Origin of the sequence: Ruminococcus sp. (assembly GCF_019423705.1) — a bacterium.
GTDB lineage: Bacteria > Bacillota > Clostridia > Oscillospirales > Ruminococcaceae > Hominimerdicola.
In genome coordinates, this window is record NZ_JAHZAX010000005.1 from 189,461 (window position 1) to 214,565 (window position 25,105).

A 25,105-nucleotide genomic window follows, 5' to 3' on the forward strand; every position below is an offset into this window, starting at 1 on the left:
TGGGAAAAAGCTATTGACTTTTTGTTCAAAATATAGTATAATTAAATTTGTAATTATATCGGTCATATAAATTCCGCAGATTAAAGACAGAGCGGTCCGAAAGCAGGACTGGGGGAACGTAAAGCGTTTCAGGTTTGCGTATGCAGACGCCTTCACTATCACCGTTGATTTTCGGAAATACCGATACGATTGCCTCTGTCACAGGTGGCAAAGGGAGGGAATAATTTTGGCAGAAATCCGTGTTGGAAAGAACGAAACTTTGGATACAGCGCTTAAGCGTTTCAAGAGATCTTGCGCTAGAGACGGCGTTATCGCTGAGGTTCGTAAAAGAGAACACTACGAAAAGCCTTCGGTAAAGCGTAAGAAGAAGTCCGAAGCTGCTCGTAAGCGTAAATACTAATATGTAATTAAAGGCGGGCATTTTTATGTCCGCTTTTTGTTTTTATAATACAGGAGTTTTTTATGTTTAAACCAACTTATGTTTTTGACAAGGTAGGAGAGATAACCCCCGATTTTCTTGCTAAAAAGCATATCAAGGGGCTGCTCCTCGATCTTGATAATACGCTGACGACACATAATAATCCCGTGCCGCCCCAGTCGAGCCTTGACTGGCTGGCTGAGATGAAAGCCGCAGGGATAAAGCTTATGATCGTTTCAAATAACCACGCACCAAGGGTGGAACCCTTTGCAAAACAGCTTGACCTTGACTTTGTGCCCGAGGGCAAAAAGCCGCTGACGTTCGGCTATACAAAGGCTATCGCAAAGCTGGGACTTGAAAAGAAAAATGTTGCGGCTGTGGGCGATCAGATATTTACTGACGTGCTGGGTTCGAATCTGAAAGGCATTCGCTCTATATTCGTTTTTCCAATAGAGCCAGAAACAAGCCTGCCATTTAGATTTAAAAGAGCCTGCGAAAAACCATTTTTGCCGAAACTTAGAAAGGAGCGCTGACAATGTCTGCACGATTTGGACCTGCGGGAAACAGCGAAGCGTTTTCTGCTAGATATAAAACAACATTGCAAGCCCCCGGCTATCTCGAAGCAATGGGACTTGACCATTACGAATATCAATGCGGCAGGGGAGTTAAGGTGTCGGACAAGATCGCCTTTGCTCTTAAAGATAAGGCTAAGGAGCATAACATCACACTTTCGCTCCACGCACCTTATTTTATTTCGCTTTCAAGCCTTGAAGCCGAGAAGCGTGACAACAGCATAAACTACATCTTGCAGTCCTGCGACGCCGCAAGCAGAATGGGCGCTGAGCGTATCGTTATCCATTCGGGAAGCTGCGCAAAGATAAGCCGTGAGGATGCTCTTGAGCTTGCTAAGGACACACTCACAAGGGCGAGAAAGACCGCCGTTGAACAGGGCTTTGAGCATATCGTTTTCTGTCCCGAAACAATGGGCAAGGTGAACCAGCTTGGCAATCTGACGGAAGTACTTGAGCTTTGCAAGCTTGACGACACATTCCTGCCCACAATAGATTTCGGACACCTTAATGCAAGAGAGTTCGGATATATAAAGGGCAAGGCTGAGTACGAAAAAATGCTTGACGAGGTGGAAAATGCTATCGGCCACGACAGGCTGAAAATTTTCCACAGTCATTTTTCAAAGATAATGTTCACAAACCCTGGCGGAGAAAAGAAGCATTTGACCTTTGATGATAACCAAGGTTTTGGTCCAGATTATGAGCCACTTATGGAGATCGTTGCAAAGAAAGGCCTTTCGCCAACATTTGTCTGCGAAAGCGCAGGCACTCAGGATAAGGACGCCTTGACAATGAAGCAATATTATATGTCAGTCAAATAGATTTGAGAGGATAAATTATGAAGAGAATTTTAGTTATACACGGCCCTAACCTCAACCTTTTGGGCGAGCGTGAGCCGGGAGTTTACGGCACGGATACTTATGAGAGCATCAACAAGGAGATCGTTGAGCACGCAAAGAAATATGATTTTGAGTGCGACGTTTTCCAATCGAACCACGAGGGTGAGATAATCGACGAGCTCCACGCTGCAAGAATTGAGTATGACGGCATTGTGCTCAATGCTGGCGCATATACACATTACAGCTATGCTATCAGAGACGCTATTGCAGCTATCAAAGTGCCTGTTATCGAAGTTCACCTTAGCAATATCCACGCCCGTGATGAGTTTAGACACACGTCTGTTATCGCACCGGTTTGTATGGGTCAGATAAGCGGCTTCGGCAAGTATTCATATTATATGGGTATAGACGCCCTCCATTACAAGCTGTCAGAGGAAAGCGGTGAGGCAAATGTCTGATTTTGAAAAGCTACAGTCAAGGGTCAAAGAAACTGCAGATTGTGCGATCATCACCGACGATGTGAACAGGCGCTATTTCACTTCAATGAAGTCAAGCGCAGGAACTCTTGTGGTTTTCCCTGAGAAGTCCTATTTCATCATTGATTTCCGATATATCGAAAAGGCGAGAAAGTCTGTCACAGCCTGCGAAGTCATTTTGCAGGGCAGGCTTTATGAGCAGATAAACGAGCTTATGGAAAGACACGGCGCAAAGACCGCCGCCATAAATGCGGACACCTGCACGGTTGCTGAGCTTATAGGCTATCAGCAGAGGATAAACGCTGATATCAAGGCTGACGGCAAGCTTGCGGAGATTATCCGTGATATCAGAACTGTTAAATCGCAGGCAGATATCGACAAGATAATAAAGGCGCAGCGCATTGCCGAGAAGGGCTTTGAGCATATGCTTGACTTTATCAAGATTGGCAGGACTGAGAAAGAAATTCAGCTTGAGCTTGATTACTTTATGCTCAGCAACGGTGCAGAGGCGCTGTCATTTGATACCATTGCGCTTTCGGGAAAAAACACATCGCTGCCCCACGGCGTTCCTTCTGATAAGAAGGTCGAAAAGGGCGACTTTGTGCTTATGGATTTCGGCGCAGTTTATGAGGGCTGGCACAGCGATATGACAAGAACTGTCTGCGTTGGCGAGCCAACAGACAAAATGCGCTACGTTTATGAGACCGTTCTGAAAGCGCAGCTTGCAGGTCTAGAAGCTGTCAAAGCCGGAATGAGCGGAAGAGAGCTTGACAAGGTGGCGAGAGATATCATTTCCGCCGCCGGTTATGGTGACAATTTCGGCCATTCCCTTGGTCACGGCGTTGGTATGGAAATTCACGAAAGTCCTTATGCTTCTCCAAGCAGGGAAGATATCTTGCCCGAAAATTCTATCGTGACTGTCGAGCCGGGAATTTACCTTGAGGACGAATTTGGCGTAAGGATAGAGGATTTCGTTATTGTCACAAAAGAGGGCTGCATTAATATGACAAAAGCCCCGAAAAAGCTTATTTGTTTGTAACTTTTTTATCTTTTATATAAAAAAGTTTTAAAAAGCCCTTGCAATAAACAAATAAATATGGTAAAATAATTATATGAGTATGTTTGACTGTTTTTGTTGTTCATACAGATAATCAAGAATGTTTATGGAGGTACTAAATAATGGTAACTGCTGGAGATTTTAGAAACGGCGTAACTTTTGAAGAGGACGGCAACGTAATGCAGATCGTGGAGTTTCAGCACGTTAAGCCTGGTAAGGGCGCTGCTTTCGTAAGAGCCAAGGTTAGAAATGTAATTTCCGGTTCCGTAGTTGAAAAGACTTACAACCCAACTGCAAAATTCCCAACAGCTTATGTTGAGAGAAAGGATATGGAGTATTCTTACAACGACGGCGATCTTTATTACTTTATGGATCCAGAGAGCTATGAGCTCGTTCCTGTAAACAAGGCTGAGCTTTCCGACAACTTTAAGTTCGTAAAGGAAAATATGGTATGTAAGATCCTTTCATACAAGGGCACAGTATTCGGCGTTGAGCCTCCTTACTTTGTAGATCTCGAAGTAACTGAGACTGAGCCTGGTATCAAGGGCGACACAGCTACAAACGCTACTAAGCCTGCAACTGTTGAGACTGGCGCTGAGATCAGAGTTCCTCTGTTCATCAACACAGGCGACAGGATCAGGATCGATACTCGTACTTGCGAGTATATGGAGCGTGCATAATAAGCAATAGCAATTAAAGCTAACGGATATTCAGAAACGGAGGGAATATTATGGAGCTGTCAAAGAAGGTTGCATATTTAAAGGGACTTATGGACGGTCTCAAGATAGACGATTCAACAAACGAGGGTAAGATTCTTTACGCAATGGCAGATATTCTTGATGAAATGGCTGCTACTGTTGAGGACGTTGCTGATGAAGTTGACGAGGCTGTTGAGCTTCTCGATACACTAGATGAAGATCTTGGCGAGCTTGAAGATGACTTCTATTGTGACGATGACGACTGCGATTGTGATGACGATTGCTGCTGCGACGATGACGATGAAGACTATGAAGATGATGACGACGCTATGTACGAGTGCGTTTGCCCTAACTGCGGCGATACGATTATGCTTGGCGAGAACATCATTGCAGAAGGCTCCATTGACTGTCCTAATTGCGGAGAGAGCCTCGAATTCGATTTCTCAGAGATTGACGATGAGGAAGACGAGGATTAATTTCTTATAAGTGTTCAGCTAAAATTTAATAATGTGTTTCAGGGGTGGTGAAATTCCACACCGGAGGTGATCGAATTTATTCGTAAGTCCTCGACCGCAGAAATGCGCTGATTCGGTGAGATTCCGAAACCGACGGTCAAAGTCCGGATGGAAGAAACGACAGATCAATTTTGCATACTTAGGCGCCCTGAAAAGATTTTCAGGGCGTTTTTGCGCTATTTGCTGCTGTTTCTCCCGATAATTTTATTTATTTGGAGGAATTAACAATGACAAGTGAAAACACAATGCCTGTTAAAAAGGCTTTTACAACAAGAAAAATGGTGACGGTGGCTATGCTCAGCGCCATCGCTACTGTGATATATTACCTTGATTTTCCTGTGCCGCTTATGCCAGGATTTATCAAGCTTGACCTTTCAAACGTTATATCCCTGCTGGCAGGATTCTCAATGGGTCCTATAGCAGGCGTGATCGTTTGCCTTATCAAGAACGTTATCCAGCTCATTATAAAAGGTCTTGGCACAACAATGGGTATCGGCAACATTTTCGACTTTGTAACAAGCGCAGCTTTCGTGCTGACGGCTTCGCTTATCTATGTAAAGCACAAGACGAAAAAGGCCGCCGTTATCGGCTGCCTGATCGGCACGCTGGTGTTTACAGTAATAAGCCTGCCGCTTAATTACTTCATCGTTTACCCGATCTACTTCAAGGCTTTCGGCGGCGAGGCTGCTATCCTTGGAATGTACAAAGAGATTATGCCTGGCGTGAAGAACATTTTCTCAGCGCTGTGCATTTTTAATCTGCCGTTTACCTTTGTGAAGGGTATCGTGTGTGCGCTTGTCACTATTCTCATATACAAGCCGCTTTCGCCCGTATTAAAGGGTTGTAACTGATTTTTATTTTAGCTGAACACAAAAAAAGAGCTGAGACATTTTATTGTCCCAGCTCTTTTTCTTATTGTAATTTTCGTTTGCCTTTAAAGTATGCAAATAAACTTGCGGCACCTATCAAGCAACATATGAACGTCCATAAAAAATCTGTTGTTTTAGGTTTTTCGGGCTTGTTTGGATCAATGTAGATCGTAATATTCTTGCCGTCTTTCATTGTAAAGCCATTGTAAGTGTTGATATGCACATCAGAATATATCTTGCCATTATATGTATAAGTCAAATATGCCTGTTTATTTTTTTTTCCCAGAGCTTCTTTGATGTACTTCTATGCTAATAAGTGCTTCAGTTTTGTCACATTTGCTTATTGTTATAATGCTAAACGCAACAAACAATGCACCTACCCCTATTAAAATTATCCCGATTATAAGCCATATTTTATCATTGTTCTTATTCATTTTTCTGCCTCTATAATTTATATATGCTGCAATTATAATAATGATACACCCCTTTCAGAAGTGTATCATTATTGCTATTTATATCTTACTTAACTGCTTCAAGAAGCTGGTCGATCCTGTCTGTCTTTTCCCAAGCAACATCAAGATCTTCACGGCCGATGTGTCCGTAAGCTGCAAGCTTCTTGTACTGTGGCTTTCTCAAGTCAAGTGTCTTGATGATAGCCGCAGGTCTGAGGTCGAATACCTTTTCAACTGCTGCTTCGATCTTTTCATCTGAAACCTTACCTGTGCCGTATGTGTCGACCATAATAGATACAGGGTGTGCAACGCCGATAGCGTAAGCAAGCTCAACTTCGCACTTCTTAGCAAGACCTGCTGCAACAATGTTCTTTGCAACGTATCTTGCAGCGTATGTTGCGCTTCTATCAACCTTTGTAGGATCCTTGCCCGAGAATGCTCCGCCGCCGTGACGAGCGTATCCGCCGTAAGTATCAACGATGATCTTTCTGCCTGTCAGACCGCTGTCGCCCTGTGGGCCGCCTACAACAAATCTGCCTGTTGGGTTTACAAAATATGTTGTGTTGTCGTCAAGAAGCTCAGCGGGGATAACTGGCTTTATTACCTTTTCGATGACATCCGCTCTGATCTGCTCAAGTGTAACAGCGTCATCGTGCTGTGATGAAACTACAACAGCGTCAACTCTTGTTGGCTTGCCGTCGTCATATTCAACTGTTACCTGTGTCTTGCCGTCCGGTCTAAGATATGGCAGAGTGCCGTTCTTTCTTACTTCTGTGAGCTTGAGGGCAAGCTTGTGAGCAAGTGAGATAGGCATTGGCATAAGCTCAGGTGTCTCATCGCAAGCAAAGCCGAACATCATGCCCTGATCGCCTGCGCCTGTGTCGAATGCGTTTTCAGCTCTGCCTTCAAGTGCATTGTCAACGCCCATTGCGATATCAGGGGACTGCTTGTCGATAGTTGTGAGAACTGAGCAAGTGTGTCCGTCAAAGCCGTACTTAGCTCTGTCATAACCGATCTCGATAACAGTATCACGAACGATCTGTGGGATATCAATTACAGCCTTAGTTGTGATCTCGCCCATACACATTACAACTCCTGTTGTTGTAACAGTCTCGCAGGCAACTCTTGACATTGGATCCTGCTCAAGAAGAGCGTCAAGTATAGCGTCAGATATCTGATCGCATATCTTATCTGGGTGTCCTTCAGTAACTGATTCTGAAGTGAACAAGTACTTTGACATAAAATTACCTCTTTTCTTAAATTTTGTTAATTTATAAACAGCCGCAAAAAAAGCGCTTCATTCCGAAACGCTTGAAAATTCTCAATTTCCTCATCTTTCGGAAATAACCGCAGGATTTAGCACCTTAGCTGAAAGCTAGGTTGCCGGGCTTCAAAGGACCTGTTTCCTCCACCACTCTTGATAAGGCTATTTAATTTTAACAAACTATATTATACTACACCCATCTGCATTTGTCAACAGTTTTAAACATATTTATCTAAATGTTTACCCTTTAGTAATGTTTTAAGTGCCGCTAACTTTTATAATAAAAGAAAAGCCGCCTGTTTCCAAGCGGCTTTGTATATTTTAGTCGTGCACTTTAAGTGTGCTTATCCCTCGATAGGCATTTCAACGCCGTTGTTAAGCTTTACAAATTCAATAGAGTGACCTCCTTATTTAAGTGCTGCGCCGTCCTTGAAAGCATTTCCGACCTTTTCGCCAAGTCTGTAATAATTGTTTCCTGCCATATCGAATGTGATAGGGAAGAACTTTTCAAGGGATACGTTTCCGTTTTCGAGAATGCTTTCATCTGCGCTTACGTTTTTGATCGTGCCGAGATATTTGCCGCCCTCATAAACTGTTACGAGCTCGCACTCGAGAGCCAAAGGCAGTTCCTTTATGATCGGAGCGTCAACAAATTCGCTCTTTTCAGCGGTGAAACCAGTCTTCTTGAACTTGTCGGGATCGCTGTTTGCCGAAACGATACCAACATAATCGCAGGCAATAACGTGATCCACGTCAGCAATGCTTATAGTGAAAGCCTTTTTGAGCATAATGTTGTCGGTTGTCTTGTGGCTGCCGAGGTCAACAATGATCTTATCAGCGCCAACAATGCCGCCCCAAGCTGCATTCATAACGTTAGGATTGCCGTCCTTATCGTATGTGCCTATCATCATAACAGGCTGTGGGAACAAATATGGCTTTGCGCCTAAATTCTTTCTGCTCATAAAAAACACTCCTTTTTTATTTTCTGATCATATTTTACCACAAAATGCGGCGATTGTACAATGCCGATTTTTCATAACGCTATAACTGGAAGTTATAGTGAAAAGTGGCTGTATAAGATCATCAACATTTATTATCATAAAGCTAATTTTTCTCCCTGCATAACTTGACATTACATCTGAGATATGGTATAATATCAATGTTTGATATTTGAATAATGCCGCTGTGGTGGAATAGGCAGACACAAGGGACTTAAAATCCCTCGGGGTAAAACCCGTACCGGTTCAAGTCCGGTTAGCGGCACCAGAAAAACGAGTTCTTATGAGCTCGTTTTTTTGTGCCTATTTTTGCCTACATTTTTGAAGCCTTGCGATAAATGAATACCGAAGCGACAGCCGTCAGAACTTCCGTTATCCAGAATGCGTGCCATACGCCGACTGCGCCAATAGATCTGCTGATGATAAAGGCTATCGGGAGTATCAGTACGATAAATCTTAGCAGGGATATTACAAGTGAGGGCAGACCTTTCCCGAGACCCTCAAGCGCACCCGATGAAGTCACCGAAACGGCAGAGATTATGAAGCCTATGCAGATGTATCGCAGAGCTGTTTCGCCGATCTTGATAGTTTCGGGGGTTGATGTGAAAAGCCCCATAAGCTGTGCTGGAAGCGCAAAGCATATCGCCGTGCCGATAGCCATAATAATTCCCGTCATACACAGCACAACTTTGTATATCTCCTTAACACGCTGCTTTTCCCCTGCGCCGTAATTGAAGCCGATAACAGGGCGCATTCCCTGTATAACGCCGTTTGCAGGCAGATAAAGGAACGTTTGCAGCTTGTAATAAATGCCCAGAACCAGCACATAGCTTTGTGAAAATGCCGCAAGTATCGCATTAAGGGCTGAAATGAGTATGGACGGCAGAGCAAGATTAAGCGTGGCAGGAATGCCGATAGCGTACATTTTGCCGATTATCCTGCCGTCGGGTCGAATATGTTTAAGGCTGATCTCAACGGGAATGTTGGTGAGCTTGTAAGCCACGATGTAAATAACAAGGGTGAGTGTCTGCCCGATACCCGTTGCGAGGGCGGCGCCTTTAATGCCCATTTTCGGGAAAAAGCCGATACCGAAGATCAGCATCGGGTCAAGGATAATGTTTGCGATACAGCCGCACATCATACTCATCATCGTGATCTTCATTCTGCCGACTGACTGGAATATCTTTTCAAATGATATCCCAAGCATTATTATTGTGGAGAACGAAAACGCTATCTGCGAATACTGCACGCCGAGGTCGATAACGTTCTGTTGCTTTGTGAATATTCCCAAGAACCACGGCATTGCGATAATGCTTATGACCATAAGTATTATGCCGTGAATGAAGGACAGGGCTAACCCCTGTGTAGCGGCAAGGTCTGCCTTTTCGCTTTTTCCTGCGCCGAGATATATTGCGATAACGGCGTTGATGCCGATACCAAAGCCGATAGCTGTTGCGCTGATGAAGTTCTGAACAGGGAACACAAGTGAAAGTGCTGTCATTGCGTCTTCACTTATCTTTGCGACAAAAAAGCTGTCGATTATGTTGTAAAGCGAGTTCACCAGCATTGATATTACCATTGGCAAAGACATTGACAATAGCAGCGGGAAAACAGGCTTTGTTTTCATAAAATTGTTATCCATATATTTCTCCTTGATCTGCTGGGCATAAAAATACCACCCAGCCAAATTTAGCTGTGTGGCGAAAAGGTGACTGTATTGCCCGGAAAAATCCACTACAAGTTTTCAGTCAATATTTTAACATACATCACGACATTTGTCAAATAAATTTCTGTGAATAAAAAGCGCACAAAGCCAATCATTGACTTTGTGCGCTTTTGTTATTTTTCTTTTGGCAGATAAAATCTTCCCGATAGCTTTTGGGTCTTGACCTCGTTGATGAAAGCCTTCGGGTCGGTCTCTTTGATTGCGTGGATAACTTTCTTGCTTTGTGCGGCGGAGACAACCGAATAAACAACGTTTCGCTCGCAATGCTCATATGAGCCTTCTCCTTCAAGGATCGTTGCGCCGTGCTGGCTGACGGAGTAAATGACCTCTGAGACCTCTTTAGGCTTATTGGTGACGATGAGAAAAGTGCTTTGCTGGAACTTTTTGTAGAGCATATGGAGCACCGCTGTTGAAGCGTACTGGAAGATTATCGAATACAGAGCCTTATCCCAGCCGAAAATAAAGCCTGCCACGCAGAGGATAACGGCATTGAAGCCGAGGATAATGTTGAAGGAGTCCATATTGCTTTTTTCGGAAAGATATATGGAAATAAAGTCCGTTCCCCCCGAGGTCGCCCCACGATTTAGGCAAAGGCTTATGGCAACGCCGTTTATCATTCCGCCGAAAATGCTTATAAGCAAAACGTCCTCTGTGACGATATGATCGGGTATGATATCGGTGAAAAAGCTGTTTAGAAGTATCATCACGCAGGAATAGGCGGTGAATTTCTTGCCGATAAACCGAAATCCGATATAGGCAGGGAAGATGTTGAGGATAATGTTAATCAAGCTGAATGGCAGGCTGATATCTGCAAGCTGCTTGAATGCACGCTGGATAAGGATAGTCATTCCCGTTATGCCGCCCGGATAAAGTCCTCCTGTGTTTACGAAAGTTTTGGTGTTGAGCGCCATTAAAAATGCGGCGGCTGTCACCGATAGAAGTGTGAATATGTCCTTTTTGATATCTGTTTTCATTTATGTTCTCCCGCAAATTTTGCAATTGTGTTTTTTATTTCTTACGCTCATTATATCATAAAATCGGCTTGATTTCAATAAATCGCCCTGTGTATATTATACAGCATTTTGACCAAAATAATACCATAAAATTTTACACGGAGGCTATTATAATGAACGAAATGTTTTGCTTTCAATGTCAGCAAACTGCCCACAACAAGGGCTGTGACGGCAAGGTGGGCGTATGCGGTAAAAAGGCTGATACCGCCAATTTGCAGGACGAGCTCATCGGTGCGCTGATAGCAATGTCAAAAGCGGCTGAAAACGGTTCGCCAGCAGAAAAAACTGACGAACTTATGCTGAAAGGCCTGTTCACAACGATAACAAATGTGAATTTCAATGACGTCACGATCAAGCAAATGACCACCGCTGTCAGAGAAGAAAAGGGCAGGATAAACAGCAACAGGTTTGAAGACCACGATATGAAAGAGCTTTGGAAAGAGCACGAGGATATCCGCTCGCTGAAATCCCTTATCCTCTTTGGTATCAAGGGTATGGCGGCTTATGCTTATCACGCCCTTGCTCTGGGCAAGAAAGATGATGAGGTCAACGGCTTTTTCTATAAGGCTCTGCGTGCTATCGCCGACGAAAAGGACGCCGACAAGCTTCTTGCATTGGTGCTTGAAACGGGCAAAGTGAATTTCAAATGTATGGCAATGCTTGACGCCGCCAACACGGAAGCTTACGGCGACCCTGTGCCAACGAAAGTTCCTCTCACTATCGAGAAAGGTCCATTTATCGTTGTCAGCGGTCACGATCTGCACGATATGAAGCTTCTGCTGGAGCAGACAAAGGGCAAAGGCATAAATATCTACACCCACAGCGAAATGCTGCCTGCTCACGGATATCCGAAGCTAAAGGCGTACCCGCACCTCAAAGGCAATTTCGGCACGGGCTGGCAGAACCAGCAGTCAGAGTTTCACAATATCCCTGCGCCGATTCTCTTCACCACAAACTGCATTATGCCCGTGAGACAAAGCTATTGCGACAGAGTTTTCACCACCTCTGTTGTGTCCTATCCTGAGCTTGTCCACATCGGCGATGACAAGGACTTTACGCCTGTTATCGAAAAGGCTATCGAGTGCGGCGGTTATGATGAGGACAAGGAAATGACGGGAATGAACGGCGGACACGTTGTCACGACTGGTTTTGCCCACAATTCTGTTCTTGAAAACGCTGGAAAGATCGTGGAGCTCGTGAAAGTAGGAAAGATAAGCCATTTCTTCCTTATCGGCGGCTGCGACGGCGCTTCACCAAGCAGAAGCTATTACACGGATTTTGCAAAACTTACGCCAAAGGACAGCATTATTCTCACACTTGCCTGCGGAAAATACCGTATCAACGATCTTGACCTGGGCAACATCGAGGGTATCCCGAGGATACTCGACTGCGGTCAATGCAACGACGCTTACTCGGCAATAAAGATCGCACTTGCATTGGCTGAGGCTTTTGACTGCGGCGTCAACGATCTGCCGCTGACGCTGGTGCTTTCTTGGTATGAGCAAAAGGCAGTCTGTATCCTGCTGACGCTTTTGTATCTCGGTATCAAGAACATCTACCTTGGCCCGACCATACCTGCGTTCGTGTCGAGCGGTGTGCTGAACGTGCTGGTGGACAAATTCCAGCTTATGCCAATTAGCACGCCTGAGGAGGATATCAAGAAAATACTTGGCTGATAAAACAAGGCTCGGAGAAATTCTGAGCCTTGTTTTATTTGAAAAAATATGCTATAATTTAATTATGATAGCGATTTGTGACGAAGTTATTATGGACGGAGGTAACAAAATATGTCTGAGATAAAATGCCCTCATTGCGGTGAGGTCTTTAAAGTAGATGAACAGGGCTATGCTGCCATCGTTTCACAGGTGCGCAACGAGCAGTTCAATGACGAAGTTGACAAGCGTGTCAAGGACGAGAAAGAGAAAGCTTTGCAGCTTGCACAGCTGGATTTTGACAGCCGTTACAGCAAGGCGATGAGCGAAAAGGATATGGAGATACAAAAGCTCAAAGCGGCGGCTGACAATGGCGAGAATGAGAAAAATCTCGCTGTGACTGAGGCTCAGCAGAAAACACGCAGCGAGTATGAAGCAATGGTCGAAGAGCTGAAAAAGCGTCTCAGCGACAATGAAAAGCTTATCGCTGAGCTGACAGCGCAGTCAAAGTCCAAGGAGACTGAGAAAGACCTTGCGGTATCTCAAGCGCTTGTTAAGGCGAAGGCTGATTTTGAGGACGAAAAGGACAAACTCAAACAGCAGCTTTCAGAGCGAGATATGAAGATATCTCAGCTCAATTCCGAGCACAAGCTTGAGCTCCAGCAGTCCGAAAGCGCTTACAAAGCGGAGATAACGAAGCTTGAAGCTGATATCAAGGCGAAGGACACCGAGAAAAAACTCGAGGTGCAAAACGCTGTTGCCGTTGTGGAGAATGAGAAAAATTCTCTCATCGCCGACCTTAATGCGCAGATAAAAGGAAAGGACGAGCTTATCGACTATTACAAGGATTTCAAGCTTCAGCTTTCAACAAAAATGGTGGGCGAGAGCCTTGAGCAATATTGCCTTACCGAGTTCAATAAGATCCGTGCAACGGCGTTCAGAAGCGCATATTTTGATAAAGATAACGACGCACGAACGGGCAGCAAGGGCGATTTCATCTACCGTGAGACGGACGAAGAGGGCAACGAGCTTATCTCAATAATGTTCGAGATGAAAAACGAGAACGAGACCACCACGACCAAAAAGCGCAACGAGCATTTCTTTAAAGAGCTTGACAAAGACAGGCGTGAAAAGGGCTGCGAATATGCGGTGCTCGTGTCGCTCCTCGAGCCGGAAAGTGAGCTTTACAATTCGGGTATCGTGGACGTTTCTTATGCCTATGAAAAAATGTATGTTGTAAGGCCGCAATGCTTTATCCCGATAATCACGATCTTGCGCAACGCCGCACTTAACACAATGTCCTATAAGGCGGAGCTTGCGAGGGTGAGAAGCGAGAACATTGATATTTCCAATTTTGAGGACAATATCAACACCTTCAAAGAGGGCTTTGCAAGGAATTTTGACCTTGCCAGCCGAAAGTTCCAAACTGCTATTGACGAGATCGACAAGACTATCGAACATTTGAAAAAGACAAAGGACGCTTTGCTTTCGTCTGAGCGTAACCTGCGGCTTGCAAATGACAAGGCTGACCAGCTGACGATCAAGAAGCTGACAAAGAATAGTCCCACAATGCGTGATAAGTTTGCCGAGCTGAAAGAGCACGAAAAGGCGCAGAAGGCTTTAGAAGAACAGTCTGACAGCTAAGGCCGAAAACACAAAACCTGCAATATCCGAAAAGCCTGCCGCTATGAAAACTGAGGGGTAGGCTTTTTTCTTTATGGCGGAAAAATACACGGCGATAGTGTAAAATGTGGTCTCCGTTGAGCCAATTAAAACGCTTGCGACCCTGCCTGTATAGCTGTCTGGTGAGACGTTTGAAAGGATAGTTTCAAGGCAGGCGAGAGCTCCGCTGCCCGAGATTGGTCTTATGAGCGCCAATGAAATGCACTCGTCGGGGAAGCCGAGAAAGCTTGTTATTGGCGAAAACACTTTTGCAATGATCTCGCAGGCTCCAGAGTTTGTGAACATTCCGACAGCCGTCATAAGCAGGATAAGCATAGGCAGAAGTTCCACCGCCGTTTTGAGGTTTTCAGCAGCGCCCTCGCAAAATGTCGCAACGATATCAACTTTTTTTAAAAGCCCGTACACAAGTATAAAAACTATGAGCAGCGGAGCGAAAAGGCTGCTAAAGCTCACGGCGATCACCCTTTCTGAGGTTCAGGGCATAGACCACAGCGCAGCCGATAGTCACGGATATGAGGGACGAGAAAATTATTGCCGGGGAAATATCGAAAGGTTCGGCGGCGCCGTGTTCAAGGCGCATTGCGGCGATAGTGGAGGGGATAAGCTGTATCGAGGCGGTGTTGAGCACCACGAGCATTGAAATGCAGCGCTTTCGGCCGTGGGGAAGCTTGTCAAGCTCTTTGGCGGCGGCAATGCCTGTTGGAGTTGCTGCGTTGCCAAGTCCTAACAGGTTGGCGGTGATGTTCATAGTTATGGCAGACATTGCCTTTTTATTTGCTGCGGCGTCCTTGAAAAGAAGTTTTGTGACAGGGGAGAGCAATCGTGCGATCTTGCCAGTTAATCCCGACTTTTCACAAATTCTGATAAGTCCGCCCCACAATGCCATTGAGCCGCAAAGGTATATCACAAGCTCCACAGCCTTGCCGCAGGCGCTCAGCGACGATGAACTGACATCAGCGATTTTCCCCGTAAATACGCCGCAAACCAACGATACGACTATCAAAAAAGTGATAACAAGACCCAGCATAATTTGTGCTCCTAACCCTCAGTATTCATAGTAATTTCATATATAAAAAACTTTGACAATAAGTGTGAAATTTTGGTGTATGTGCTTGACAAATGAATTAATATTTGTTATAATGTGTATATCATAAGATTTATGTTAAAAGAAATGCAAAAATGCGTTTCAATTTGATTTAAAGGGGATTGATTTTATGAAATCTACAGGAATTGTAAGAAAAGTTGACGAGCTCGGAAGAATCGTATTGCCGATCGAGCTCAGAAGAACCTATGACCTCGCTGTTAAGGACGCTATCGAGATCTATACAGATGACGATAAGATTATCCTTAAGAAGTTCCAGAGAACTTGTATCTTTTGCGGAAGCGGCGAAGAGTGTGTTGAATACAAGGGCAAGACAATTTGCGCAGCTTGTATGGCAGAACTCAAGGGTGAAAACAAGTAATTACATATTGAAAGCAACAGGACAGACTAAGGTTTGTCCTGTTTTCATTTTATGATAGGATTTTTATTTTATGAAAAAGAGAGCGTATGATTTTTTATCACACACTCTCTTTTTTACATTATAAACTTTTTTATATCGTCCTCGCTGCCGTTAAATACAGCCATTTCAAGGTATCCGCCGCTTTCGTAATAGGAAAACTTTATGCGGTCGGTGTAGCTCCAAAACTGCCAGTTGATATTCTCATCAGGCTTTGAATAGAGGCTTTCGTACCAAATAGGGCAGTCGTCAAAGCGCTTGTCGCCCTCGATCATCTTGCTGTATGTCCTGCTGGTGCAGTAGATAACAGGCTTGACGCCATATTGTTCGTATATCTTGTCGCAGTAGGCAGAAAGATTATCGGAGGCTTCGTAAAAATCGGGCGGCAGCAGCTTATAAAGCCCACGGAGACGAATTTCTACCGCAGGGATAAGCCTGCCGTTAAGATCGTCGCCGACTGTTTCGATAAAGTGCTCAGCCTGCTTTTCTCCGTCTGAATCCAGCACGAGAACGTGGTATGCGCCAACATAAAGCTCGCTATTTTCTGAATCGTTCCAGTTATCACGGAAGTTTGCGTCCTCAAAGCTTGTGCCTTTTGTGGCTCGTATATACGCCATTTGAATGTTCTGAGAGCCGAAGCTTTTCCAACTTATCTTGCCCATTTCTTCGGTCACAACAGGCCCTCTTATTGGATAATCACGCTTTTTCGGTTCGTTGAACCAAAGCCTGCCTGTGTAAAGCAGGATAGCAATGTTCACGATCATCACGATAACGCAGAGTATCACCAACCGTATGATAAGCTTTTTCAGAAACCTGTGCTTTGGCTTTTCTTCTTCATATACGTCATAATTGGTGTAGTCCGAAAGGTCTTTGTCGTCAAATTCGCTGTTTATCTTTTTGACAGCTTCTTTATCAAGCTTGAACTTCCTGCTGCGTTTCATTGGTGGTTTCCTTTGGTTTGAACTTTTCAGAATTGCCGATAAGGTCGGCGAAGGTGTATTCTTCAAGCTTGTCCCTTACAGTCTGAGATATCTCGTTGAAAGCACGCTGATAACAGCACGCCCCCGAAAGCCCCCTATTGCAAATGCCGTCAGGGGAGAGACACCTTGAAAAATAGTATGTACCTTCGATACACTCGATGACCATTCTGAGGGTTATCTCAGAGGGTTCTTTTGCGATTATATATCCGCCCTGAGTGCCCTTGAAGGATTTTACAAGACCGGAAGCCACCAGCTTTCTGAGAATTTTCAGCGCAAATCTAAGCGTAACTGTTGCATCGTTGGAAATGGTCTTTGCGTCCATTTTATTGCGTGTGCGGCACAGCACGGAAACTATCCTTACTGCATAATCCGCTTCTAAGGTAATAAACATTTTAACTTACTCCCTCACGATCAATCGAGGTAATCTCTTACCTTGTTGCTTCTGTTAGGGTGACGGAGCTTTCTAAGCGCCTTTGCTTCGATCTGTCTTATTCTCTCACGAGTGACATTGAACTGCTGACCAACTTCTTCAAGTGTTCTTGAACGTCCGTCCTCAAGACCGAAACGCAGTCTAAGCACCTTTTCTTCTCTCTCTGTAAGAGTTGAAAGCACCTGATTGATCTGCTCTTTAAGAAGCACAAGTGAAGCTGCCTCAGCCGGAGCGGGAGCGTCATCGTCAGGGATAAAGTCGCCAAGGTGAGAATCTTCCTCTTCGCCGATAGGTGTTTCAAGAGAAACAGGGTCTTGTGCGATTCGCATAATCTCTCTTACTCTCTCAACGCTCATATCAAGCTCCTTAGCAATCTCCTCAGGTGAAGGATCGTGACCGTTTTTGTGTAGAAGCTGTGAGGAAACTTTCTTTACCTTTGTGATAGTCTCCACCATATGAACTGGTATTCTGATAGTTCTTGCTTGGTCTGCGATAGCTCTTGTGATAGCCTGTCTTATCCACCAAGTAGCGTATGTGGAGAACTTGAAGCCCTTTGTATAGTCGAACTTTTCAACGGCCTTGATAAGACCCATATTGCCTTCCTGTATAAGATCGAGGAAGCTCATACCTCTGCCAACATATCTCTTTGCGATAGATACAACAAGTCTGAGGTTAGCTTCTGCAAGTCTCTTTCTTGCTTTCTTTGCGTCCTTTTCATTGCCGCTTGACATCTTCTCAGCAAGCTGTATCTCTTCCTCAGAAGTCAGAAGAGGCACTCTTCCGATCTCCTTGAGATATATCTTAACAGGGTCGTCGATAGCGATACCGTCAGTTGAAAGGGAAATGTCAACGCCGTCCTGATCAAGCTCTTCCTCAGGGTTTACAAGGTCAAGGGTGTCGTCTGGGATAATATCGTCAATGATCTCAATGTTGTTTGCGGCGCAAGCGTCATAGAAGCTGTCCATCTGCTCAACGTCATAGTCAAGCTTTTCAAGAGCGTCGGTGATCTCCTTTGTTGTCAGCTTGCCGGTCTCTTTTCCGTGAGCCATAAGGTTGTCCATAATAGATTTCTTGTCTGTCATTTCAAGCACTCCATTCTTAATTTTTACATCTTTATGTTATTTCTTATTTTGTCTTAATTCCTGCATTTTTCTGATAAAATCGTCATCAGAAATGCCGTCATCGTCGGCATTTTTAGGCCTATAATCCAAAAGAGTTCTGACATAGTCGTCGACCACCGACGTATCAACGCCAAGCTCGTCATATTTATCAATTATCTCGGTTATTTTGCCCACTTCCTCGGGCGAAAATTCGCCGTTAAAGGAGGATATAGAGCAATCTTCAAGATTTTTGATCTTTTCGGCAAGGCTTGAATACACTCGTCTGTTAAAAGCCGTAACGAACTTTTCGGGAGGCAGCTTGCTCAGAAGCTCATTGCAGGCGTCGTGATTATTATACAAATAGTATATGATACCGCTTTCCGCCGCCGCTTCCTTTTTGTGATCGAAGGCTTCGGGGTTGATATCGTCACGCTTGTCTGCAAAGGTGATCGTCCGTGTCCATTCTCTTTTGCTGTACTGATAACGTTCTTTTCGTATCAATGCGTTGACCTCTGCGGTTATAGCTTCACGGCTGACGTTCTGTTCAGTTGCGACTTTGTTGATGTAGATATCACGTTCAACAGGCGAGCCGATCTCCGCCAAAACTTTGTAGGTCTTTTTCAAATAATCTATCTTACCAAGCTCAGAGTCGGTGTCAATGCCGTCTTTGCACTTGCTAAGTTCAAAATTTATCGCTCCGTCAGAATTGTTTAGCAGATGACGGAAATGGTCTGCTCCGAATTTATTTATGTATTCGTCGGGGTCTTTTGCACCGTTCATTTTAATGACCGTGGTTTTAAGACCTGTGTCGCCGAGAATTTTTATCGCTCTTGAAGTCGCTTTCTGACCTGCGCCGTCGGCATCATAGCAGATAACGACTGTGTCGGCATAATTCGAGATTATCTTTGCCTGTTCGGGGGTCAGCGCCGTTCCGCAGGAAGCAACTGCGTTCTCAAAACCAGCTTGGTTAAGGGATATAACGTCAAGATTTCCCTCGCAGAGCAGAACAGTTTTGTCCTTGACAGCGGCATTTTTTGCAAAATTCATCGAGAAGAGAAACCTGTTTTTTGAATAAACAAGGGTATCTTTCGAGTTAAGATATTTTCTCTTATCGTCCGCCGAAAGTGCTCGTCCGCCAAAGCCAACGATATGGCCTGCTAGGTCGATAAACGGGAACATCGCACGGTTTACAAAGAAGTCAAAAGTGTTTTTTGTGTTTCTCTGTGAACGTGAGATAAGCGACCCTGCTTCAAGCTCCTGCTCAGTAAAGCCCTCACTAAGCATATACATTTTAAGCGCCGACCAACTGTTTGGCGCAAAGCCCATACCGTACTTTTTTATAGTATCAATGCTGAGCTTTCGCTTGTTGAGCAGATAGTCAAGGCACTCTTTGCCCTGCGGCGTTTTAAGCTGATGATAGAAAAACCTTGCGGCGACTTTATTCATTTCGTAAAAACGCTTTCGGGTATCTGAACGCTGGCTATTGTAGCCGTTATCTTCGGGGAGCGGTACTCCGCCACGCTCTGCAAGGAGCTTTACGGCTTCCCAATAGTCCAAATTATTGTACTTCATTGTGAAGGTTATAACATCTCCGCCGGCGCCGCAGCCGAAACAATGAAAATATTCCTTGTCTGGGTGAACGTGGCAGGAGGGCGTTTTCTCATTATGGAAAGGGCAGAGACAAATATAATCTCGACCTGTTCTTTTAAGGGAAACATAGCTGCCCATTACTTCGGCGATAGGGTTTGCAGCTTTTAATCTTTCGATAAATTCAACAGGCAATGCCAATTTATTTCCCTCACTTTCTCAAAAAAATCTAGTATTTTGTCCACCCGAGAGGAATGAAGAGATTTTTGAAAGTTTCGATTGCGAAACCGTCGGTCATTCCAGAAATATAGTCGCATATGGCACGGTCGATGCCGCATTGATACGCAAGGTTCATATACATCGCAGGAAGCTTTTCGATATGGTGGACATAATAATCGTAAAGCTTTGCGATCATATCCTGCGCTTTCACCTCTTCGGATTTGCACTTAGGATTGGTGTAAACAAATTCAAACATAAATCTGTGCAGGGCTTTGTAAGCGGCGTCAACTTCCTCGTCCATATGCAGCTCTTCTGCACCGCCTTTTACAAGGGAAGTTACCAGCGTGGTGATACGCTGGGATTTTGACGAGCCGAGAACTTTTCTGATATTCTTCGGGATATCGTCCTCAGTCATAATGCCTGCACGGACAGAGTCGTCGATATCGTGATTTATGTAGGCGATAACGTCCGCAAAGCGCACAACATAGCCCTCTTTCGTGTCGGCGATCTGATTTGTATGTTTCAAAATTCCGTCACGAACTTCGGCGGTAAGGTTAAGGCCTTTGCCGTCTTTTTCGAGACTTTCCACAACTCTGAGGCTTTGCTCATAATGATGAAAGCCGTCGGGATTGAGCTCATTGAGAGCACGTTCGCCAGCGTGACCGAATGGCGTGTGACCAAGATCGTGGCCCAAAGCGATAGCTTCGGTAAGGTCTTCATTGAGCCGCAGCGCTCTTGTAACAGTCCGTGCGATCTGACTGACTTCAAGGGTATGGGTCAGTCGTGTTCTGTAATGATCGCCGGCAGGGGAGAGATAGACCTGAGTTTTATGCTTGAGACGTCGAAATGAATTGCAATGAAGTATCCTGTCACGATCACGCTGAAAATCAGTCCTCAGCGGACAGGGTTCTTCCTCTTTAACTCTGCCTTTTGTCTGCGTGGACAGAAAGGCATATTTGCAAAGATACTCTTTTTCAAAAAGCTCTGTTTGTTCTCTGGGCAGCATAATGATCCTCCCTCTAAATGTAAAAATACCTCCTGTTATAAGCGCATAACACACCCTATTTAATATATACTATATTAGTTCAAAAAAGCCTTTATTTTTACATAAAGGCTAAGAAATTTTGTTTTATTGCACAATTATCAAGCGAAATCAGCAAGCAAATCTGTTTCTTCTGCTATCTCGAGCTTGCCGCAGGATATATCCGTAAGCTGCTTTTTAAGCTTATCGGCAAGTTCTGATCTGACAAGAAAAGCAAGGTCCACGGTGTCGGCAAAGTCCTCTTTTTCCATAATAACGCCATAATCGGGCAGGGCATAGCTGACCTTGCCGTAAAGAGTATAATCGCAGGAAAAAGATATTCGTGAGCACTCACACATTTCCATTTTTCGTGCGGCGTTTATTGCAATCGTGCAACCTTGAGCGTAAGCTCTTGTAAGGCCGCTTGCGCCAAGCAATATGCCGCCGAAATACCTCGTCACAACAACGCAGACGTCCGTCAGCCCCGACTTGTTTATGACATCAAGGACAGGGACTCCGCCTGTGCCTTGGGGTTCGCCGTCATCGCTATATCTTGAAACATTGCCGTCACGGACAACATAGGCGTAAACATTGTGCCGAGCCTTGCGGTTTTCAGATTTGATACGATTTATAAATTCAACAGCCTCGTCGGCGGTTTTTACAGGGGCAATGTGTCCGATAAACTCAGACTTCTTTTCGATAAAGCTATCCTGTGCCTCTTCATATATGGTCGTATATCCCATTTTGTACACCTCCGAAAGCTGCTGTTATGGCAAAGAAAAAAGGAACGGAAATTATCCGTTCCTTCTGAAAATTAGTCAAGATTAAATCTCTTCTTGAATCTGTCAACACGTCCGCCTGTATCTACGAGCTTCTGCTTACCTGTGTAGAATGGGTGGCACTTTGAACAAATTTCAACCTTGATATCCTTCTTTGTAGAACGAGTGTGGATAACATTACCGCAAGCGCAAGTAATTGTAGTCTCCTCGTACTTTGGGTGAATACCTTCTCTCACTTTGACATCCTCCTTCCAAACTAAAATTATGACTCATAGAAGCCCATCATTTCAGTTTAGACAGTAGTTCTATGCAGTAATTTTTGTTTTGCTATACAAACCAGCTTTATTATTATACCATTGTATAATACGCTTGTCAAGCACTTAATATTTTTTTTACAATTAAGCCTTGCAATAACAAAAATTACTTTGCGGCAATGCTGACTGTTACGCTGCCAACATTCTGCTTTTCAGAGCTTTCGCTCAATTTACCTGAGATTTTTAGTTTAGCACTTGCAGTCGGTGCGCTATCAGTTGCGAGACCTTCTGCCGATTTAAGTGACAAGCTTGTTATTACGGTATTATTGTTGTAAAATGTGCCTGCTATGTCCGAATATCCAGTGTTTGCGGTAAAACCAAGCGAAGCTGTTATTGCTGCATTTGAATGGTTTGTTATTGTAATGGTATCTGCGCCATTTGCACAACTCCAACCACCTTCGACCGCACCTTCATACTTTTGTATTGTTGGATTCCACGTGCCTTTTGAACCTTCCTTATAAGTGTATTCAAGTGAGCCCCAAGAGATATCAACAGAGTAAACGGTTGCGGCGTCGTCTGCGGAAACATAGGTTGCGCTTACGGCTTTGCTGTCTGTTTTAACTGCCTTTCCGCTTGTGTCAGTTTCACTGTCGTTGTTGAAAGTCATAAGCATATATTTAGCGCTTGAGAGTGCTGCGATCGGCATACTGTTTTCACTTTTTACTGCCAATTCAGATGTGTTCTTACGATCTGCGCCATAGCGTATTACCATATCTTTGCCGGCAAGAATTGAACAGTTTTGAAGTGAGAACAATTGCTTGTCAGTTGGCACTTCGATTTGTAAAGTTCCTGTACCTACGAATGTTATGTTAGTATTGTTGGAATATATACCGAAATCAGCTGCAGCGTCGGCAGATATGAAGTTATCACCAGTAAGATTTATTGTTAACTCAGATTCCGTAGTGCTTGTGATACCAATACCGCAGCGTATAGTTTCTACATCGCTCGCTTCGTTAATATTTGCGCTATTTAGATAAAGTGTTTCATCACTAGCAACATATTTGATATTACCATACTCTACAATATCATTTCCTACGTCAACAAAAGGTGTTTGTCCATAGCCATCAACATTAATGATTATATTCTCTGGTGGGTTTCCAGCCGCTGAAACGCTAATAGCCGAGAACGTGAACACCAAAGCGGCAGCAAGGGCTAAAATTTTCTTCATAACCATACCTCCAATACGATTTTTAGTATTTATATACAAAAATTGTATCATTGACCGCCCGAATTGTCAATAGTTTATACGACATTTGCTGACATATGGCGATATATTCTACATTTGTTTTAAATTTTGGTGGGGTTTATTGTGCAATATTATATGTTTATTTATAATATTTGGTATCTTACGTGAGTTTCAGAATGGTGTTTCATCATCTGATGTTTCTTCTGAATTATTTCTTACATACTCGTCATTGGCTTCAATTTCAGCCATATAGCATTCGATAGCGTTATTGATAAATTCATTCATACTCATATTTTGTTTTGCAACATATTCTTTAAGTTCTTCACGTTTGCCTTTGGGGACATAAAGGGTAACACGATCATAATTTTTGTCACGGTATTTTGTATTTGTCCTTGATCTGACTGTTTGCTTGCAGTCATCGCAAACACCGGACCGATTAACAGCACTTTCATAGTAATTGCCACAATTCTTACAGCGGACTGTATACATTAAATCACCTCATATTTTTTTATTTCTACAAGTCGTAAAACAATGACGCTATTGATTATATCACAGTAGGTCAAAACTGTCAATACTGCCTGTTAAGGATCTTAAGCGTTTTGCGAATATCATTAGCAGGTATGTACTCACGAAGGTCAAACCATTTATCGATAGCAAACGAAGCTATTTTTAGAGAATCCTTCTTATCGGTCTTGACCTTTCTAACACGATTTGTGCCATAGTCATCGATCAACAAAGGATTGACTACGGATACAAATATACCCTGGTTGTGGAGTGCATTGGCGATGGGTTCATAATATGCACCTGTGTATTCCATAACAACTTTTGTTTCACCTGAAAGTGATTTGATGAGCTTCACAAGCTTATCAAATCACTTTCTGTGTGTGACACATCAAATGGTTCAGCTATGACAACTCCAAATGGCTGTATGACAACAACAGTGTTTTTGCCTTTGGAAACGTCGATACCTACTGCGTTCATAAATATCTCTCCTAATGATAGAATTAGTGACGATAGCTCCACGCTTTACTCATTACCTATTCTGTCTACTGAGTGATGCGAGCGCACAGAGGTTGGCTCTACCTGCAAAAACGAATGCTGTAATGAAAGCATGGATAACTGTCTTTTACATGGGCGTGGTATCCCAAGGAGTTGAACGTTAGTCCGTTCACTGCTTTCATTATAGCTTATGTAACAAGTACGTGTAAACCATAGCTGGTTCGTTGTGGATTTAACGTCTAAATTTATTATAGTAGCGCCTGCATATAGTCAAAATCAATTTTTGCCTTTTCTGCAATCGACAAAGTGAGTGCCTCAATCGCTGTATCAACGTGATTTGCTGCTATCGCTGGCTTTATAGTGCGCTTTGTGAATATATCTGACTTTTCAAGCAGCTTGTCTTTATCATAAGATTTTTCAAGCGTGGCTACCAGATTATACGATATATCATCTCTGAAATAACGCTTATTACTTTGGCTGTGAAGCAGCCCGTATTTGTTATAGAAGTTATCATAAAGAGTATTAAGCTTGCCCTGCATAAGTATGCTCTTGGTGTTTAACAAAGTCATTACGCTTTTGAACAACGTCTTTGTGTATCTTTTTAACTTCCGGTATATCTGATTTACTTACAGTCAGTACAGTCTGACTTCTCATTTGCATAATACTATTTTTTATGTCATTGAGCTTATCTATATCCGCAGCACTTACGGCTGCTTTCAAGGACTTATAATAGTCAGGGTTTATGTATCTTTTTTCTTTTGT

The 25,105-nt window shown here is 43.8% G+C and carries 30 protein-coding genes, 1 tRNA gene and 2 riboswitches; of the genes, 12 read left to right on the forward strand and 19 right to left on the reverse strand.

All coding sequences use genetic code 11. From position 1 onward, the window contains the following. The first annotated feature begins 226 nt into the window (after positions 1-226). The 8 genes from rpsU to QZ371_RS06010 all read left to right on the forward strand — a co-directional run bounded on the left by rpsU (position 227) and on the right by QZ371_RS06010 (position 5,423). Entirely contained in the window at positions 227-400 is a 174-nt protein-coding gene (rpsU, locus tag QZ371_RS05975) for a 30S ribosomal protein S21 (protein ID WP_002847085.1), read from the forward strand. A gap of 62 nt (positions 401-462) precedes the next feature. Next, a complete protein-coding gene (locus QZ371_RS05980; protein WP_295210621.1) occupies positions 463-951 on the forward strand; it encodes a YqeG family HAD IIIA-type phosphatase in 489 nt (162 codons plus the stop codon). Positions 952-953: 2 nt separating this feature from the next. Next, positions 954-1,808 carry a TIM barrel protein gene (locus QZ371_RS05985; protein WP_295210623.1) on the forward strand — a complete coding sequence of 285 codons (855 nt, stop codon included), beginning with the start codon at positions 954-956 and terminating at the stop codon, positions 1,806-1,808. Between the two features lie 17 nt (positions 1,809-1,825). Then, positions 1,826-2,284: a type II 3-dehydroquinate dehydratase gene (gene aroQ, locus QZ371_RS05990; RefSeq protein ID WP_295210625.1), complete on the forward strand. Its 459-nt coding sequence runs from the start codon at positions 1,826-1,828 to the stop codon at positions 2,282-2,284. Further along, positions 2,277-3,341 (forward strand): aminopeptidase P family protein, encoded by a 1,065-nt coding sequence (locus QZ371_RS05995; RefSeq protein ID WP_295210627.1) that lies wholly within the window; start codon positions 2,277-2,279, stop codon positions 3,339-3,341. Before aroQ ends, QZ371_RS05995 begins: the two co-directional genes overlap by 8 nt. 140 nt (positions 3,342-3,481) lie before the next feature. Beyond that, positions 3,482-4,039: an elongation factor P gene (efp, locus tag QZ371_RS06000; protein ID WP_022286889.1), complete on the forward strand. Its 558-nt coding sequence runs from the start codon at positions 3,482-3,484 to the stop codon at positions 4,037-4,039. A gap of 50 nt (positions 4,040-4,089) precedes the next feature. Continuing rightward, positions 4,090-4,533, forward strand: coding sequence for a CD1247 N-terminal domain-containing protein (locus QZ371_RS06005; RefSeq protein WP_295210630.1), 444 nt, complete (start codon positions 4,090-4,092; stop codon positions 4,531-4,533). A 30-nt stretch (positions 4,534-4,563) separates the two neighbouring features. Next, positions 4,564-4,696, forward strand: a riboswitch (FMN riboswitch). Positions 4,697-4,799: 103 nt separating this feature from the next. After that, on the forward strand, positions 4,800-5,423 hold the full coding sequence (locus tag QZ371_RS06010) for an ECF transporter S component (RefSeq protein ID WP_295210631.1): 624 nt from the start codon (positions 4,800-4,802) through the stop codon (positions 5,421-5,423). Positions 5,424-5,710: 287 nt separating this feature from the next. Here QZ371_RS06010 and QZ371_RS06015 read toward each other — a convergent pair whose 3' ends face one another. From QZ371_RS06015 to QZ371_RS06025, 3 genes are all read right to left on the reverse strand, one after another. Beyond that, positions 5,711-5,875, reverse strand: a complete 165-nt coding sequence (locus tag QZ371_RS06015; RefSeq protein ID WP_295210633.1) for a hypothetical protein — start codon at positions 5,873-5,875, stop codon at positions 5,711-5,713. Between the two features lie 85 nt (positions 5,876-5,960). After that, positions 5,961-7,133 (reverse strand): methionine adenosyltransferase, encoded by a 1,173-nt coding sequence (gene metK, locus QZ371_RS06020; RefSeq protein WP_295210635.1) that lies wholly within the window; start codon positions 7,131-7,133, stop codon positions 5,961-5,963. An 87-nt stretch (positions 7,134-7,220) separates the two neighbouring features. Then, positions 7,221-7,320: riboswitch (SAM riboswitch) on the reverse strand. Between the two features lie 244 nt (positions 7,321-7,564). Next, positions 7,565-8,119 carry a flavin reductase family protein gene (locus tag QZ371_RS06025; protein WP_295210637.1) on the reverse strand — a complete coding sequence of 185 codons (555 nt, stop codon included), beginning with the start codon at positions 8,117-8,119 and terminating at the stop codon, positions 7,565-7,567. A 217-nt stretch (positions 8,120-8,336) separates the two neighbouring features. On the opposite strand from QZ371_RS06025, the gene QZ371_RS06030 reads away from it, so the two are divergent. Further along, positions 8,337-8,423 (forward strand) — tRNA-Leu (locus QZ371_RS06030). 45 nt (positions 8,424-8,468) lie between these two features. Here QZ371_RS06030 and QZ371_RS06035 read toward each other — a convergent pair. Together QZ371_RS06035 and QZ371_RS06040 are read right to left on the reverse strand one after the other, a co-directional pair. Beyond that, positions 8,469-9,797 (reverse strand): MATE family efflux transporter, encoded by a 1,329-nt coding sequence (locus QZ371_RS06035; protein WP_295210638.1) that lies wholly within the window; start codon positions 9,795-9,797, stop codon positions 8,469-8,471. Positions 9,798-9,994: 197 nt separating this feature from the next. Next, a complete protein-coding gene (locus QZ371_RS06040; protein ID WP_295210640.1) occupies positions 9,995-10,855 on the reverse strand; it encodes a YitT family protein in 861 nt (286 codons plus the stop codon). 152 nt (positions 10,856-11,007) lie between these two features. On the opposite strand from QZ371_RS06040, the gene hcp reads away from it, so the two are divergent. Then, complete coding sequence (hcp, locus tag QZ371_RS06045) at positions 11,008-12,570, forward strand: hydroxylamine reductase (protein ID WP_295210642.1); 1,563 nt, start codon at positions 11,008-11,010, stop codon at positions 12,568-12,570. A gap of 111 nt (positions 12,571-12,681) precedes the next feature. After that, entirely contained in the window at positions 12,682-14,190 is a 1,509-nt protein-coding gene (locus QZ371_RS06050) for a DUF2130 domain-containing protein (RefSeq protein WP_295210643.1), read from the forward strand. On the opposite strand, the gene QZ371_RS06055 is transcribed toward QZ371_RS06050, so the two are convergent. Further along, positions 14,167-14,682 carry a nucleoside recognition domain-containing protein gene (locus QZ371_RS06055; protein ID WP_295210645.1) on the reverse strand — a complete coding sequence of 172 codons (516 nt, stop codon included), beginning with the start codon at positions 14,680-14,682 and terminating at the stop codon, positions 14,167-14,169. The two genes, QZ371_RS06050 and QZ371_RS06055, sit on opposite strands and share 24 nt — an antisense overlap. Next, positions 14,672-15,256, reverse strand: coding sequence for a nucleoside recognition domain-containing protein (locus tag QZ371_RS06060; RefSeq protein WP_295210647.1), 585 nt, complete (start codon positions 15,254-15,256; stop codon positions 14,672-14,674). The genes QZ371_RS06055 and QZ371_RS06060 overlap by 11 nt, the downstream gene beginning before the upstream one ends. Positions 15,257-15,443: 187 nt before the next feature. Here QZ371_RS06060 and QZ371_RS06065 point away from each other — a divergent pair, with 187 nt between their 5' ends. Further along, complete coding sequence (locus QZ371_RS06065; RefSeq protein ID WP_046440767.1) at positions 15,444-15,692, forward strand: AbrB/MazE/SpoVT family DNA-binding domain-containing protein; 249 nt, start codon at positions 15,444-15,446, stop codon at positions 15,690-15,692. Between the two features lie 113 nt (positions 15,693-15,805). Here the strand turns inward: QZ371_RS06065 and QZ371_RS06070 are convergent, their stop codons facing one another. The 12 genes from QZ371_RS06070 to QZ371_RS06125 all read right to left on the reverse strand — a co-directional run. Further along, complete coding sequence (locus QZ371_RS06070; protein ID WP_295210650.1) at positions 15,806-16,669, reverse strand: GH25 family lysozyme; 864 nt, start codon at positions 16,667-16,669, stop codon at positions 15,806-15,808. Further along, positions 16,641-17,099 (reverse strand): Rrf2 family transcriptional regulator, encoded by a 459-nt coding sequence (locus QZ371_RS06075; RefSeq protein ID WP_295210651.1) that lies wholly within the window; start codon positions 17,097-17,099, stop codon positions 16,641-16,643. Before QZ371_RS06075 ends, QZ371_RS06070 begins: the two co-directional genes overlap by 29 nt. Before the next feature lie 20 nt (positions 17,100-17,119). Next, on the reverse strand, positions 17,120-18,220 hold the full coding sequence (gene rpoD / locus QZ371_RS06080) for an RNA polymerase sigma factor RpoD (protein ID WP_295210653.1): 1,101 nt from the start codon (positions 18,218-18,220) through the stop codon (positions 17,120-17,122). Positions 18,221-18,256: 36 nt separating this feature from the next. Further along, entirely contained in the window at positions 18,257-20,026 is a 1,770-nt protein-coding gene (dnaG, locus tag QZ371_RS06085) for a DNA primase (RefSeq protein WP_295210655.1), read from the reverse strand. A 28-nt stretch (positions 20,027-20,054) separates the two neighbouring features. Continuing rightward, entirely contained in the window at positions 20,055-21,050 is a 996-nt protein-coding gene (locus QZ371_RS06090) for a deoxyguanosinetriphosphate triphosphohydrolase (RefSeq protein ID WP_295210657.1), read from the reverse strand. Positions 21,051-21,187: 137 nt separating this feature from the next. After that, positions 21,188-21,808, reverse strand: coding sequence for a YigZ family protein (locus QZ371_RS06095; RefSeq protein WP_295210659.1), 621 nt, complete (start codon positions 21,806-21,808; stop codon positions 21,188-21,190). A 71-nt stretch (positions 21,809-21,879) separates the two neighbouring features. Further along, positions 21,880-22,080: a 50S ribosomal protein L31 gene (gene rpmE / locus QZ371_RS06100; protein WP_022288282.1), complete on the reverse strand. Its 201-nt coding sequence runs from the start codon at positions 22,078-22,080 to the stop codon at positions 21,880-21,882. A gap of 184 nt (positions 22,081-22,264) precedes the next feature. After that, entirely contained in the window at positions 22,265-23,326 is a 1,062-nt protein-coding gene (locus QZ371_RS06105) for a hypothetical protein (protein WP_295210662.1), read from the reverse strand. Positions 23,327-23,912: 586 nt separating this feature from the next. Further along, positions 23,913-24,203: a transposase gene (locus QZ371_RS06110; protein WP_295210664.1), complete on the reverse strand. Its 291-nt coding sequence runs from the start codon at positions 24,201-24,203 to the stop codon at positions 23,913-23,915. Then, entirely contained in the window at positions 24,200-24,325 is a 126-nt protein-coding gene (locus QZ371_RS06115; RefSeq protein WP_295210666.1) for a hypothetical protein, read from the reverse strand. The genes QZ371_RS06110 and QZ371_RS06115 overlap by 4 nt, the downstream gene beginning before the upstream one ends. 266 nt (positions 24,326-24,591) lie before the next feature. Next, positions 24,592-24,882, reverse strand: coding sequence for a hypothetical protein (locus QZ371_RS06120; RefSeq protein WP_295210668.1), 291 nt, complete (start codon positions 24,880-24,882; stop codon positions 24,592-24,594). Beyond that, positions 24,866-25,105 (reverse strand): hypothetical protein (locus QZ371_RS06125; RefSeq protein WP_295210670.1); only part of this gene is annotated, 240 nt, incomplete at its 5' end. The genes QZ371_RS06125 and QZ371_RS06120, both read right to left, overlap by 17 nt.